Genomic DNA, 14,258 nt, shown 5'->3' with positions numbered 1-14,258 from the left:
GGTCAGTCCCGGGTGAGCAGCAGGTTGCCGTGCTCGTCGGCCGCGCCGCTCCAGCCGGCCCCGACGACTGTGGTGCTGCCGTTCTCCCGCACCACGGCCGGGCCGGTCACCCGGATGCCCGGTCCCAGCTCGCTGCGTCGCCACACGGCGGCGTCCACCCAGCCGTCCGGCCCGTACAGCCGGGTCCGCTCCGGCTGGGCCTCGCCGCCGGAGGGGGCGGCGAAACGCACCACGGGGCTGGGCCCGAAGGCGGTCAGCCGGCAGTTCACGATCTCGGCCGGGTGGTCGGTGCGTACGTAGGCGTACCGCTCGGCGTACGCGGCGTGGAAGGCCGCGACCAGGTCCTCGGCGGTGGCGGGCAGGCCGTCGACGGCGACGGCCAGGTGGTGGCTCTGGCCGCGGAAACGCATGCCCACGGTCAGCGCGAACGACACCTGGTCGGCCTCGACCCCGTCCTCCGCCTTGAGCTGCGCCCGGGCGGCGTCCTCCAACTCGGCGACGACCGCCCGCGCCGCGGCCAGGCCGGACTCGTCGGCGGCGGCCAGGACGGTACGCACGTAGTCGTGCCGGGCGCGGGCGGTGACGAACCCGAGCGCGGAGAAGTTGCCCGGCACCGGCGGCACCAGCACCCGGCTGATGCCCAGTTCGTCGGCGAGCGCCGTGGCGTGCATCGGACCGGCGCCGCCGAAGGGCATCAGCACGAAGTCGCGGGGGTCGTGGCCGCGGGCCACCGAGATCTCTTTGATCGCGCTTGTCATCTTGATGGTGGCCAGCCGCAGGATGCCGTGCGCCAACTCCATCGCGTCCAGCCCGAGCTGCTCGGCGAGCACCGCCGTGGCCGCCTGCGCGGGTGCCGGGTCCAGCTGCACCTCGCCGCCCAGACTCTCCTGCGGGTCGAGGTGCCCGACCAGCAGGTGGGCGTCGGTGGTAGTCGGTTCGGTGCCGCCGCGGCCGTAGCAGGCCGGGCCGGGCGTGGAGCCGGCGCTGCGGGGACCGATCCGCAGCTCGCCGCCGAGGTCACGCCAGGCGATGGAACCGCCGCCCGCCCCGATCGTGTTGATCTCCACCTGGAACGTGCGGTTCGGGTAACCGGCGATCGTCCCGTCGCTCGTCATCAGCGGCGCGCCGTCCTTGATCAGGCAGACGTCGGTGCTGGTGCCGCCGATGTCACAGGTGATCACGTTCGAGTAGCCGGCCAGACCGGCGACGTAGACGGCAGCGGCGACACCACCGGCCGGGCCGGAGAGCGCCAGGTTGATGGGCAGCCGGCTGGCCTCGTCGGTGGAGACGACGCCCCCGCTGCTGGTCATGATCGACAGCGGGTGCAGGTAGCCGGCACCGGCCAGGGCGGCGCCGAGCCCGCGCAGGTAGTCGGCGACGGTGCCCCGGACGCTGGCGTTGAGCACCGTGGTGGCGAACCGCTCGTACTCGCCCTGCTCCGGCACCACGTCCGAGGAGACCGTGCAGACCAGGTTCGGGTAGCGCTCGGCGAGCCGCTGCGCCGCGGCCCGCTCGTGGGCCGGGTTGCGGTACGAGTGCAGCAGGCAGACCGCGACGGTGCCCGGACCGGCGGCGGCGACCCGTTCCAGGACCTCGTCCAAGTGGTCGGTGTCGAGCGCTTCGATGACCGAGCCGTCGGCGGCGACCCGCTCCCGCAGCGTGTGCCGCAGGGAGCGGGGCACCAACGACGGGCGTGCCGCCTCCTTGACGCTGTAGAGCTGCGGCCGGTGCCCGAGGCCCATCTCCAGCACGTCGCGGAAGCCGTCGGTGGTGACCACGCTGACCGGCTCGCCGGAGCCCTCGAGCAGGGCGTTGGTCACCCGCGTGGTGCCGTGCACGAAGCGGTCCACCGCGTCCAGGGAGACGCCGAGCTTGGCCAGCCCTTCGAAGATCGCCGCCGCGGGATCGTGCGGCGTCGACAGGGTCTTCGCCTCGGCGAGCCGTGCGGTGGCCGGCTCGTAGACGATCACGTCGGTGAACGTGCCGCCGATGTCGACGCCGATGCAGAGCATGCGGAAGTGCCTTTCGTAAAGAGGGGAGACCGACCGTCAGGCGGTGTGCGGTGGCGGCGTCAACAGGTGACGCGGTGGCGGCGTCAGAAGGTGACGCCGTAGCGGCGCAGGGTGGTCCGCGTGACGGTGCGCAAGATCCAGTCGAAGAGGTAGCCGAGCAGTCCGAGGGCGAGGATGCCGACGAAGACCCACTCGGTCTTGGCGTAGTTGCGAGCGGTCCAGATCAACGAGCCCAGGCCGCTCTGCGCCGCGACGATCTCGGCGGAGACGATCGTCAGGAACGAGTTGCCCATGGCGAGCCGGGCACCGGTGACGACGTGCGGCACCGTGGACGGCAGCACCACCGACACGAGGGTGCGCAGCGGCGAGGCGCCCAGCGCACGGGCCGCCCGCAACCGCAGATCGTCGACGGCCAGCACACCGGCAAGGGTGTTGAGCGCGACGATGAAGACGGTGGTGTAGAAGATCAGCGCGACCTTGGACGCCTCGCCCGGGCCGAGCCAGATGATCGCCAGGGTGACGAAGGCGATAGGCGGCACGAACCGGAAGAACTGGATGTACGGGTCGAGCATCAGCCGCAGCCAGGGGATGCATCCCATGAGCAGCCCCACTGGCACACCGATCACCACACCGAGCGCCCAACCGGTCAGGATGCGGGTCGACGAGGCGGTGATCGAGTCCCACAGGGTGCCGTCGCGGATCAGGTCGACGGCGCCCTGCCAGGTCAGCATCGGCGACGGCAGGAAGAACGCGGTGTAGTTGCGGCTGACCAGGTCCCAGACGAGGATGCCGAGGGCCACGGAGAGCACCGACAGCCCGATCCGGGTCAGCCGGGGCTTGGCGCTACGGCGCCGCGTCGGCCGGCGCGGCGCGACCGAGGCCGGCGCCGGGTCGGTGCGTACGTCGACGGTCATCGTCCCGCCCCTTTCTGATCGCCGGTCGACCGGCCGTCGTGCCCGTCGTCGAGCCCCTGGGCCCGCAGGGTCCGGGCCACCTCCTCGCCGATGTCCTCGCGCAGCTGCCGGAACAGGGCGGCGCTGGCCGGGTCGGTGAGGTCACGCGGTCGGGGCAGGTCGCACGGGTAGACGTTCTTGATGGCGGCGGCCGGACCCGCCGTCATGGTGACGATGCGGTCGCTGAGCAGGATCGCCTCGCCGATGTCGTGGGTGACGAACAGGATGGTGGCACCGGTGTCGCGCCAGATCCGGTCCAGCTCGACCTGCATGACCAGCCGGGTCTGCGCGTCCAGGGCCCCGAACGGCTCGTCCATCAGGACGACGGAGGGCTCGTTGGCCAGTACCCGGGCCAGCTGCGCCCGCTGTCGCATGCCGCCGGAGAGCTGGCTGGGGAACTTGTCCGCGCTGTGGCTGAGCCCGACCATCGCCAGGTAACGGTCCTCCACGGCGGCGCGTTGCGCCTTCGGCATGCGCCGCATCCGGGGGCCGAAGCTGACGTTCTGCCGGACGGTCAACCAGGGGAACAGTGCCTCCGCGCTCTGGAAGACCACACCGCGCGACACGTCCGGCCCGGTGACCGGGGCGTTGCCGCAGGTGACCTCGCCGCCGGCCGGTGTGACGAACCCGGCGACCGCGTTGAGCAGCGTCGACTTGCCGCAACCGCTGGGCCCGAGCAGGCAGACGAACTCGCCTGCCGCGATGTCGAGCGTCGCCCCGCGCACCGCGTCGAAGTCGCCGAAGCGGATGTCGACATCGCGCAGGGAGACGGGGGCCCCGCCCCGGCCGGTCGACGACGACCGGCCGGTCGGGGCTGCCGTACGGGTGCCGTGGGGTGTCACACCAGACCCCTGATCATCACCGTCGCAGGGTCGGCGGCCTTTTCCACGATCTTGCTGTCCTGCTGGAACTGGGCGATCTCGGCGTAGCGCTTCAGGTCCTCGTCGGTGAAGTCGCGGACCTTGCACTCCACGCCCTTGAGCAGGGTCTCCGCCTCGGCGGCCGGAACCTTGATCGCCTTCTCGGTGACCGAGCCGGCCTTGGCGGGGTCGGCGGTGAGCTGCTCGCACGCCTTGCCGATGGTGTCGACGACCTTCTTGGCGGCGTCCTTGTTCGCCTCGTACCAGGCACCGTCCACGCCGATCACGAGGTTGTAGACGTAGCCGATGTCGCCGCTGGTGAGCAGGATCTTGCCGCCGTTGGCGACGCCGCGCGACGGCCACGGCTCCCACATGATGTAACCGTCGACGTCGCCGCGCTGCAGCAGCGCCGGCATCTCGGCGGGGGAGGCGTTGACGAACTCGACGGAGTCCCGGCTGATGTTCTTGGCCGCGAGCACCTTGTTGGTGGCGTACTCGTTGACCGTGCCGGGCACGACGCCGTACTTCTTGATGCCTGTCACGTCGGCGATTCCGTCGCGGGCGACGAGCTTGATGAAGCTGGGCGACTGGGAGAAGACGGCCAGGCCCTTGATGTCACCGCGAGTAGCCCGGTTGAGTAGGCTGGACTCGGTGCTGGCGGTGAACTGACCCTGCTTGGCCAGGATCGCGTCGAGGCCGCCGGTGCCCTCCTGGAACTGGGTCACCGTCACGTTGATCCCCGACTCGGCGAACAGCTTTTCCTGGTCGGCGAGGTAGATCGGCGAGTAGGCCGGGTCGACCCCCACACCGAACGTGACGTTGGCGGAGGGTTCGGCGGCGGAGCCACCGGAGCCGTCTGCCGTCTGGTTCTCCGCGCATGCGGCCCCAGCGACCGTAATCAGCAGGGCCGCGGCTGCTACCCGCAACGTGCGCATCTTCATGGCTACCTCAGTCCTTCGACTGGCTCATATGGTGGTCCGTGTTGCTTAATGTGGGACGGTACTGTGCTGCCAACCACAGCGTCAAGAGATTCCCAAGGCGCTGACCAGCACTTTGTTGGCACCGGCCCAGAAACGAGGTCCCATGGCCCTGACTGCCGACCCCGAAGCGCTCGACGACCGCCCGCACCCGGCGTCGCTGCTGCGCTGGAGGTGCACCGTCGAACGGCACTGGGACAGCACCGACTCGCTGCTGTACGCCCTCGGCGTCGGTGCCGGCCAGGACGACCCCACGGCCGAGCTGCGCTTCACCACCGAGAACTCCGTCGGCCATCCGCAGGCCGCGTTGCCGACCTTCGCCGCCCTGCTCGCCGCCGACCCGCCGCCCCTGGGTGACCCGGCGAACGTCCGCCACGCCGAACAGTCCCTGCTGCTGCACCGCGCAGTACCCGTCGCAGGCGTCGCCCGCGTCACCGCCGCCGTCACCGCCGTCCACGACCAGGGCAGCGGCGCCCTGGTCCGGGTTCTCTCCCGGATCAGCGACGAGCACGGTCGCCCACTGGCCACCGCCAGGGCGGGCTTCTTCGTTGTCGGCGCGGGCGGCTTCGGTGGCGACCGGGCGTCCGCCCCGGCCTGGCCGACTCCCACCACCGCGCCCGACCGCGAGATCCACTACCCGGTGCCCCGCGATCAGGCGCTGCTCTATCGGCTCAGCGGCGACCGTAACCCGCTGCACAGCGACCCGACGGTCGCCGCACGCGCCGGCCTGCCGCAGCCGTTGCTGCACGGACTCTGCACCTACGGCTACGCGGGACGTGCCCTGCTGCACGCGGTAGCCGGATCGGATCCGGCCCGGCTGCGCGGCGTCGACGCCCGCTTCACCGCACCCGTGTATCCGGGCACCACCCTGACGATCCGGATCTGGCGGCGTCGCCTCGGTGCCGTCTTCCAGGTCGTCGACGCCACCGGCCGGGTCGTGCTCGACCGAGGTACTGCCGGGGTGCGGTAGCCGGCAGGCTGACCTGCCGCCCCGTGCGGCGGCGCACCGGTAGCGGGCGACGGGCCACCGAGGCATCGAATGTCTGCTATATATGGGAACGCTTCCACGGGCGGCCTGTCCCCGGCACGCTGGGAACCAACTCACGGAGGAACCATGCGTAACCTTCTTGCCGCGTTGACCGCCCTGATGCTCGGCGTCACGGCCGGCAGCGTGCCCACCGACGCCGCGAACGCCGCACACCACGGCTCCTGTCCACGGCACCTGCTCTTCTGCGAGGACTTCGAGGGCTTACGCCCCGGCGGCGCCAGCACCCTGGACTGGGGCATCGACACACGCAACGGCACCCTCACCGTGGAACGCGCCCGCCGCGGCAATCAGGTGCTGCACATCCACACCGTCGACAACGGGCGCGCCTTCCTGCGCGTCGACGACTTCGCCGCACCGGGCAACCGCTTCTACGGCCGGATGCGGCTGCGCGTCGACGCCTTCCCCACCGCCCCCGACTGGGCGCACTTCACACTTGTGGAGGCGACCGGCACCGGCAGTTCGGAGATCGTCCGACCGATCGGCGGCCAGTACGCACCCACGGTCCCCGGCATCTTCTGGGGCGTGGGCGCCGACGGCGGACCGACCGGCGACTGGACCAACTGGCGGGAGTCGGCGCCCGTGGTCGAAGACACCTGGCAGTGCTTCGAGTGGCAACTCGACCCGAAGGACAACCGCGTCGTGGTGTGGATCGACGGGGTGGCGAACCCGGAGCTGACCGCCTCCACCACGCAGCACGGCGGCAACGACGTGCCGTTCATCCTGCCGACGGTGAACACCGTGAAGATCGGCTGGCAGCTCTACCAGGGCGGCACCACCCCGGGCGAGTTCGACCTCTGGATCGACGACATCGCGCTGTCCACCAAGCGCATCGGCTGCTGACCCGGCAGCGCGGTCCGCAGGCACGACAGGTGCCGACCCGCTCCGCCCGAGGTGCGGGTCGGCACCCTGACTAGCTCAGCCCGAGCGCCAGCGCGGTGAACAGCGCGGCGAGCCAGCTCCATCCCGGGATGATCATCGCGCGCTGGATGAGGCCGATGCGCGGTGACACCCGCTCCCAGGCTCTGCCGAACTGACCGAGCCCGAGGAACAGGGCCACCGCGACGCAACCCGAGGCAACCCGCCAGGACGTCACGGACAGGGTGAACGCGCTGATGGCCGCGGCGAGGGGCAGGGACAGGAAGACGACGGCACCGGCGATGTCGTGGACCCGGTGCGCGGTGCTGTGCCGCTCGGGTATGCCGGCCGGGGCACCCGGCGGGTAGCCGAGCATCGGGTCCATCCGGAACACCCCGGAGGCGACAAGACCGAGCCCGAAGATGCTCAGAACAACACCGAGTAGGACGCTCAGGCCCTCGACGATCACTGCGACCGCCCCTGCCGTGATGGCGGAACCGCAGACCACGAAGTTGGCCGTCTGGATCCAGCCTCGGCTGCCGAGTGTCAGCGCGCTGACCGGATGGCGTGCTGACGCGTAGTGCGGGCGGCTCCCGCCGTCGATGAGGAACACCAGCACGAACAACACCGCACCGGCGGCACCCGCCCACAAGGCCACGTGCGTCCTCTTTCCACTGCGTGCCGGAATCTCCGGCGGTTCCAGTACATCGAGCGAGCTGCCGCGGCCACAGTGCCGATGGTCATGGCATCCACGGCCCGGACAACGGGGGCCGCTCGACGACTACATTCACCGATAGGATCGCAGTGATGGCAAAGCGTGCGGGGAGCGGCTGTGTCGATCCGGCGCGCTGACCGAGGCGATCACCCAGGAAAGGCATGGGTCGGTCTGGGTGTGCACCCACAGGTGGTCAGCTGCGCCTACGTACGCCGCATCGACGGCATCCCCCGGGTCTTCGCCGAATGGGTCGATGGCGGCAGCCGCTGGACTGGGACTACCGGATACGGACGGGCATCACCGGCCCCGGACACCACGCCTGGGCCGGTGATGCCGCGTGGATCAACCGGCGCTGACCGGCTCCATCGGACGGTCCGTCTCATCCTTGTCGACAGGTGCACCGGAGCGTGCGCGTCGCCGCTCCAGGTTCGGCAGCAGCCGGTCCAACCACCCCGGCAGCCACCAGTTCGCCCGACCGAAGAGCATCATGGTCGCCGGCACCAGCACGAGCCGGACGATCGTGGCGTCGAGAGCGACCGCGGTGGCCAGCCCGACACCGATCATCTTCGTGACGATGTCGGCGTTCGTCATGAAGCCAGCGAACACCACCACCATGATCAGTGCTGCCGCGGTGATGGTCCGGGCGGTGGCGGCCAGACCACGCACCACGGACTGGAACGGGTCCCCGGTGGCCAGCCACTCCTCCCTGACCCGGGACAGCAGGAACACCTCGTAGTCCATCGAGAGCCCGAACAGGACGGCGAAGAGCAGCAGCGGAACCCAGGTGGAGACCGGCACCGGATGGTCGACGCCGAGCAGCTGGCTGCCCCAGCCCCACTGGAAGACCGCGGTCAGCACGCCGTACGCGGCGGCGACACTGAGCAGGTTGACCAGCGCGGCCTTGATCGGTACCAGGACGCTGCGGAACATCACGGTCAACAGGATCAGCGACAACCCGACCACCACGCCGACCACCAGCCACAGCCGCTCGGCCAGCAGGTCGGCGATGTCGACGAAGACCGCCGTGACGCCGGTGATCTCCGCGCCGGCCGGCAACACGTCGGCGCGGAGCTGGTCGACCAGCTCACCGGAGCGCGCGTCCTGCGGGCTGTACTCCAACTGCACGCTCAGCACGGCCGCCGTGGCATCGGGCGACAGCAGCGCCTTGGAAACCGTCGCCACCCCCGGCACCGCCGAGATCTGGTCCCGCAACGCCGGTACGGAATCCTGCGACACCTCGGTCAGGTCCACCGCCACCACGAGCGGGGCGTACGCGCCGGGTCCGAACTCTGCGGCGATGAGGTCGTACGCCCGCCGGACGGTGTTCTCGGTGGGCTGGCTACCGGCGTCCTGCGGCCAGGTCCGCATGGTCAGCGCGGGAGCACCGAGCAGCAGCAGCACCGCGAGGGCGAGCAGGGCCCAACCGGCGGGCCGTCGACCCACCCGCGCCGCCCAGCGGGCGGTCATCGGCGGCCGCTGCGGCTCGGCGGTCTCCTCGATGCGTCGACGGCGGACGATCCGCCGACCGGCGATCGTGCACAGCGCCGGCACCAGCGTGATGGCGGCCAGCATCACCGTCGCCACCACGATCGCCGTGGCATACCCGTAGGTCCGGTACGCGGCGAGGCCGGAGAAGACCAACCCGAACAGGGACAGCAGCACCACCGCGCCGGCAACCAGGATCGACCGGCCGGCGGTCGCGGTCGCCCGGGCCGCCGCCGCTCGTGGCGTCAGGCCGGCACGTAGCCCCTCGACGTGTCGGGTCACCAGCAGCAGGGCGTAGTCGATGCCGACACCCAGACCGACCATCGCGGCGGCCTGTGGCGCCGTGGTGCCGATGTCGGTGAGCGCGGCCAGCAGCAGGATTCCCGACGAGCCGATGCCGAGCCCGATCAACGCCGCGATGATCGGCAAACCGGCCGCCACCACCGACCCGAAGGCGATGATCAGGATGACGAGCGCGACGAGCACGCCGATCAGCTCGCCCGTGTGGCTCGTCGACTTGTCGCCCTCCGGCACCTGACCGGCGTACTCCACCTGAAGGCCCGCGTCCCGTGCGGGCCCGGTGGCCGCGCGCAGCTGGTCCATCGCGTCGTCGTCCAGGTCGGTCACCGGCACGGTGTAGCGGACGTCGATGATCGCGGTGTCCCCGTCGGTCGAGGGCTGCGCGGGGCCGGCCACGCCCACCTGGTGCACGCCGCGCAGCTCGCCGATCACCCGGTCCAGCAGCGCCGGATCCAGCTGGCCGCCGTCCGGGTCGTGCACGACCACCCGCGCCTCGGTGCCGGACAGGGCGGGGAACCGCTCGCGCAGCAGGTCGGTGCCGGCCTGCGACGAGGTGCCGGGCACGTCGTAGTCGTCGCGGGGTGTGCCGCCGACGGTGGCCGCCAGCCCGAGCGCCAGGACCAGGGTGGCGACCCAGGCGGAGAGGGTCAACCAGGGACGTGCGGCGCAGATCGCGCCGATGCGGTGCAGCGTACGGTTCACCGGCCGGCCCTTTCACGATGCGATGTCAGGGCGGGTGCCGTCGTCAGCACGTCCAACATTGAGCTCAACCTCATGCCAACGACGACGTGCCGAATTCGCGTGCGTTCACGGCCGTTGCACCGAATCAGTGAGTTTCACGCCGTAGTCACACTCGCTCCGGGAGACTCCGGCGGCATGGTTTGATGACCACCTCTTTGATGGTGTTCCACCTCGTGCCTGAGGCTTGGCAGCGGCGGATGCAGCGTTCGATCGGGGCGTGTCATGGAAGACCTGTTGGACGATCTGTACGGACGGGAAGTGGAGCTCGCCCGCATCGGCCGCTTCCTCGAGTCGGTGCGCTCGACGGGCGACACCCGGCTGGTCCGGGGTGAGCCCGGCGTCGGCAAGTCCGCACTCTTCAACGCCACTGTGGACCTCGCGAACGATGCGGGTCTGCGGGTGTTGCGTGCCACCGGCGCGGAGTTCGAGGTGGACATCAGCTACTCGGTGCTCAACCAACTGCTGTTGCCGCTGCGCGACGAGCTGCACCACCTTCCCGCGGGGCTGCGCGATCCGCTGACGGTCGCCCTCGGCTTCGGCCCCGGCTCGCCGCCCGCCGCCCTGCTGGTCTGCAACGCAGCCCTGTCACTGCTGGCGGCAGCCGCACAACAGAAGCCGATCCTGCTGATGGTGGACGACGTGCAGTGGGTCGACCGTCCCAGTGCGGTGGCGTTGAGTTTCATCGCCCGACGCGTCCAACGTCACCCGATCGGTCTCGTGGTCTCCACCCGCACCGCCACGGAGAACTTCCTCGAGTGGCGGGGCCTCGCCGAGGTCGAGGTGCCTCCGCTCAGCAGGGAGGCATCCGAGCGGCTGGTCGCGGCCCGCTTCCCGCAACTGCCTGCTCGGCTGCGACAGCGTGTGCTCGACCTCGCGGCCGGCAACCCGCTCGCCCTTGTCGAGCTGCCGGCCACCTTCCTGCAGTCGGAGGCCAACAACTGGCAGCCGAACGAGGTGGTGCCGCTGAGCGAACGGCTACAGCAGCTGTTCTCCGCACGGATCTCCGACCTGCCCGAGGCGACCCGACGGCTGCTGCTGATCGCGACGTTCGAAGGTCACGGCGACATCCGTCTCCTTCGTGGCATCTCCGACCTCACCGATCTCGCCCCCGCCGAACGCGCGCAGATCCTGCGGGTGGAGGACGCGAACGGCCGTCTCGTGTTCCGCCACCCGTTGATGAAGTCAGCGATCGTGGCGTCGGCGACGCACGAGGAACGCCGCCTTGCCCACCTGGTCCTCGCCGACGCCCTCGCCGCCGACCAGGAGCGCCGTGCCTGGCATCTGGCAGCGGCCACGGCCGGACCGGACGAGAACGTGGCGACGTTGCTGGACCGGGCGGCCCACAAGATCCTGCAACGCGGCGACCCGCTGGGGGCGATCGCCGCCCTGGTGCGGGCGGCGGACCTGAGCGCCACCACCGCGGAACGGGCCCGACGGCTGGTCCAGGCGGCCTACCTCGGGGCAGAGGCCGGCGGCGCCGGTTACGGCATCGGTGCCCTGCTGGACACCGCGCGGGCGACCAGCCCGGACTCCGTCGCTTCGTTGCCGGCGGCCACCGCGGCGGTGTTGCTGATGCTCGAGAACGACGGTGACGTCCGCACCGCGCTCGGGCTGCTCGCCGGCGCGATCGAGACAGGCGACCACGCCTGGCGCGCCGACGATCCGGCGCTCGAGGAAGCCATGCACCACCTGCTCAACCTCTGCTGGTACCGGTACACCCCGGAGGACTGGGCGACCTTCCTGCGTCTGGTGGACCGACTCGAACCAGCCCCGTCGGATGTGCTGGCCGTGATGAGCAGGACCATCCCCGATCCGGTACGCACCGCCGCCCCCGCCCTTCCCGCGCTCGACGCCCTGCTCGCCACCCTCACCGACGGGGACGACCTCACTCGCATCCAGCGCGTCGGATCGGCTGCGGTGTACGTCGACCGACTCGGTGAGATGCGGAACCTCTCCTGGCGGTTGGTCCGGTACGGCCGCGAGGGCGGCGCGCCCCGCCGGCAACTCGGCGCGCTGATGCACCTGTGCCTGGACGACTATTTCGCCGGCCGCTGGGACGAGGGTGAGGAGCTGGCCGAGGAGGGACAGGACCTCTGCACCACCCGTGGTCTGAAGTTCCTGACCTGGAACTTCCTGTACTGCCGGGCCCTCTTCGCGGCAGGTCGAGGGCGCGTCGGCGAGGCGGTGAAACTGGCCGACGAGCTGACCCTGTGGGGCAGACCGCGCGGCGTCGGCGTCACCGCGACCATCGCCCACCACCCGCGTGCGCTGGCCGCTGCCGCCCAGGGCGACTTCGAGGCGGCCTACCGGCACGTCTGCGCGATCAGCCCCGCCGGCCTGCTGGCACCCTACGTGGGGCCCGCGACCTACGTCATGTTCGACCTGGTCGAAGCGGCGCTGCGGACCGGCCGCACCGCCGAGGCACGGGCACACGCCGACGCCATGCGTGCGGCCGACGTGTCGGCGCTCTCGCCGCGGATGGCGCTCGTTCAACGCGGGGTCGACGCTCTGGTCTCCGACGACGAGGAAGCCGACGGACGGCTGGAGGAAGCCCTGGCGGACTCCGCCGCCGAACGCTGGCTCGTCGACGCATCGCGCATTCGTCTCGCCTTCGGCGAGAAGCTCCGCCGCCGTAAGGCGTTCCCGGCCGCCCGCGTTCACCTGCTCAACGCGCGAACCGGGTTCGCCGCGATGGGTGCCGAACCGTGGCTCACCCGTACCGTGGACGAACTGCGGGCCACCGGTCACCGGCCCGCCGCCGCCCGGAGCACGGCGGCCGCCCTGACCGCCCAGGAACGCGAGATAGCCCACCTGGCTGCCGGCGGGCTGTCCAACAAGCAGATCGCCGAGCGGCTGTTCCTGTCCCATCGCACCGTCGGTGCCCACCTGCACCGGACCTTCCGCAAACTCGGCATCGCCTCACGGGCCGGGCTGCGGGACGCCCTCTCCAGGCGACAGACACCACCCGAGGACGGCACCGGCAACTGAGAGATCCGCTGCGGCGAGTGAACGGGGTGACCGTCGCTGCGTGCCGGCGCTCGGGCTGCGGGGGATGCAGCGTGTCACCGTGCTGCCGGACGTGATCGTCGTTTCGGCGGCCGGCGTCGGCGGCGGGTCACTGATCTACGCCAACACCCTCTACGAGCCGCCGGCCGAGTTCTTCGCGGATCGGCGGTGGTCGGGCATCACCGACTGGCAGCGGGAGTTGGCGCCCTGCTACGCGCAGGCGTCGCGCATGCTGGGCGTGGTCCGGCAGCCGAGCATCACGCCGACGGACCGGGTGATCCGGGACGTCGCCGAGGACATGGGGGTCAGGGACAGCTTCGTACGCGCCCCGGTGGGGGTCTTCTTCGGCACACCAGGCCACCGGGTGCCGGACCCCTACTTCGGCGGAGCCGGTCCGGACCGGAGCGGCTGCACGCAGTGCGGTGACTGCCTGATCGGATGCCGGATCGGCGCGAAGAACCGGCTGGACCTCAACTATCTGCACCTGGCCGAGCGGGCCGGCGCGACGGTCCATCCGGAGACGGAGGTGACCGCGCTACGGCCGACCGGCGGTGGGCGGCGGTGGGAGGTGTCCGCCGGATCGCAGCTCTTCCGGTGCGACCAGGTGGTGTTGGCCGCCGGCGTGCCGGCCCGACCAGCAACGCCGGTGGTCTCCTGACGACGCTGCTGGTCGACGGCGGTGGGCGGGTACCACGGCTGCTGAAGTTCATCGGCGTCGCCCTGCGCCATCCGGTGGCCCTGCTTCGCAGCATGCACAAACGGCGCTGGAGCGACCGGACGGTGATGCTGCTGGTGATGCAGCGGCTGGACAACTCGCTCACGATCAGGCGGACCCGGCGCGGCCGGCTCGTCACCGCCCCGACGAAGGAGCCCCCGTTCCCCGGTGGATCCCAATCGGACACGAGGTGGCCCGACGCGTCGCCGCGAAGATCCAGGGGCAGCCGGCCGGATCCGTCGGCGACATCTTCGACAAGCCGACCACGGCGCACATCCTCGGTGGAGCGACGATCGGTGACTCGCCGGCGACCGGCGTGGTCGACGCCTACCAGAGGGTGTACGGCTGTGAAGGTCTGCACATCTTCGACGCGTCGGTGATTCCGGCGAACCTCGGTGTCAACCCGGCCCTGACGATCACCGCGCTCGCCGAGCGGGCCGCCGCGTTCTGGCCCAACGCAGGCGACCCCGATCCCCGTCCCCCGGTCGGCGAGGCGTACCTGCCGGTCGAACCGGTCGCCCCTCGGCAGCCGGCCATCCCGGCGCATTCTCCCGCCGCGCTGCGGCTGACGCCCTGACCGGCGCACAGCGC

9 protein-coding genes and 1 pseudogene are annotated in these 14,258 nt (G+C 71.0%); 4 read left to right on the top strand and 6 right to left on the bottom strand.

Going from position 1 to position 14,258, the window contains the following annotated elements; genetic code table 11:
* Positions 1-2 precede the first annotated feature (2 nt).
* From C1A38_RS18110 to C1A38_RS18095, 4 genes are all read right to left on the bottom strand, one after another.
* Positions 3-2,012 carry a hydantoinase/oxoprolinase family protein gene (locus C1A38_RS18110; protein WP_102658960.1) on the bottom strand — a complete coding sequence of 670 codons (2,010 nt, stop codon included), beginning with the start codon at positions 2,010-2,012 and terminating at the stop codon, positions 3-5.
* A gap of 83 nt (positions 2,013-2,095) precedes the next feature.
* Positions 2,096-2,926, bottom strand: a complete 831-nt coding sequence (locus C1A38_RS18105; protein ID WP_102658959.1) for an ABC transporter permease — start codon at positions 2,924-2,926, stop codon at positions 2,096-2,098.
* The gene (locus tag C1A38_RS18100; RefSeq protein ID WP_102658958.1) at positions 2,923-3,807 is read right to left on the bottom strand and encodes an ABC transporter ATP-binding protein; all 885 of its coding nucleotides are present in this window, start codon (positions 3,805-3,807) and stop codon (positions 2,923-2,925) included. Before C1A38_RS18100 ends, C1A38_RS18105 begins: the two co-directional genes overlap by 4 nt.
* On the bottom strand, positions 3,804-4,766 hold the full coding sequence (locus tag C1A38_RS18095; protein ID WP_102658957.1) for an ABC transporter substrate-binding protein: 963 nt from the start codon (positions 4,764-4,766) through the stop codon (positions 3,804-3,806). The genes C1A38_RS18100 and C1A38_RS18095 overlap by 4 nt, the downstream gene beginning before the upstream one ends.
* 142 nt (positions 4,767-4,908) lie before the next feature.
* Here C1A38_RS18095 and C1A38_RS18090 point away from each other — a divergent pair, with 142 nt between their 5' ends.
* Both C1A38_RS18090 and C1A38_RS18085 read left to right on the top strand, forming a co-directional pair.
* Positions 4,909-5,772: a MaoC family dehydratase gene (locus C1A38_RS18090; protein WP_102658956.1), complete on the top strand. Its 864-nt coding sequence runs from the start codon at positions 4,909-4,911 to the stop codon at positions 5,770-5,772.
* Positions 5,773-5,916: 144 nt separating this feature from the next.
* On the top strand, positions 5,917-6,690 hold the full coding sequence (locus C1A38_RS18085; RefSeq protein ID WP_102658955.1) for a hypothetical protein: 774 nt from the start codon (positions 5,917-5,919) through the stop codon (positions 6,688-6,690).
* 70 nt (positions 6,691-6,760) lie between these two features.
* Here the strand turns inward: C1A38_RS18085 and C1A38_RS18080 are convergent, their stop codons facing one another.
* Both C1A38_RS18080 and C1A38_RS18075 read right to left on the bottom strand, forming a co-directional pair.
* The gene (locus C1A38_RS18080) at positions 6,761-7,363 is read right to left on the bottom strand and encodes a DUF998 domain-containing protein (RefSeq protein WP_102658954.1); all 603 of its coding nucleotides are present in this window, start codon (positions 7,361-7,363) and stop codon (positions 6,761-6,763) included.
* A 399-nt stretch (positions 7,364-7,762) separates the two neighbouring features.
* Positions 7,763-9,907: an MMPL family transporter gene (locus tag C1A38_RS18075; protein ID WP_102658953.1), complete on the bottom strand. Its 2,145-nt coding sequence runs from the start codon at positions 9,905-9,907 to the stop codon at positions 7,763-7,765.
* A 261-nt stretch (positions 9,908-10,168) separates the two neighbouring features.
* Here C1A38_RS18075 and C1A38_RS18070 point away from each other — a divergent pair, with 261 nt between their 5' ends.
* On the top strand, positions 10,169-12,934 hold the full coding sequence (locus C1A38_RS18070) for an ATP-binding protein (RefSeq protein ID WP_102658952.1): 2,766 nt from the start codon (positions 10,169-10,171) through the stop codon (positions 12,932-12,934).
* A pseudogene (locus tag C1A38_RS32630) lies at positions 12,825-14,244 on the top strand (FAD-dependent oxidoreductase). The gene C1A38_RS18070 and the pseudogene C1A38_RS32630 overlap by 110 nt, the downstream one beginning before the upstream one ends.
* The last annotated feature ends 14 nt before the right edge of the window (positions 14,245-14,258 follow it).

It is taken from the genome of Verrucosispora sp. ts21 (genome assembly GCF_002879555.1).
Lineage (GTDB): Bacteria > Actinomycetota > Actinomycetes > Mycobacteriales > Micromonosporaceae > Micromonospora > Micromonospora gifhornensis.
Note: the sequence above shows the minus strand (reverse complement) of the source record. Positions and strands in the feature narration are given on the sequence as shown.

Excerpts from the sequence above, each read along its gene's own strand:
- C1A38_RS18110 (WP_102658960.1), bottom strand. The coding sequence starts at position 2,012 with ATGCTCTGCATCGGCGTCGACATCGGCGGCACGTTCACCGACGTGATC.
- C1A38_RS18105 (WP_102658959.1), bottom strand. The coding sequence starts at position 2,926 with ATGACCGTCGACGTACGCACCGACCCGGCGCCGGCCTCGGTCGCGCCG.
- C1A38_RS18095 (WP_102658957.1), bottom strand. The coding sequence starts at position 4,766 with ATGAAGATGCGCACGTTGCGGGTAGCAGCCGCGGCCCTGCTGATTACG.
- C1A38_RS18090 (WP_102658956.1), top strand. The coding sequence starts at position 4,909 with ATGGCCCTGACTGCCGACCCCGAAGCGCTCGACGACCGCCCGCACCCG.
- C1A38_RS18085 (WP_102658955.1), top strand. The coding sequence starts at position 5,917 with ATGCGTAACCTTCTTGCCGCGTTGACCGCCCTGATGCTCGGCGTCACG.
- C1A38_RS18070 (WP_102658952.1), top strand. The coding sequence starts at position 10,169 with ATGGAAGACCTGTTGGACGATCTGTACGGACGGGAAGTGGAGCTCGCC.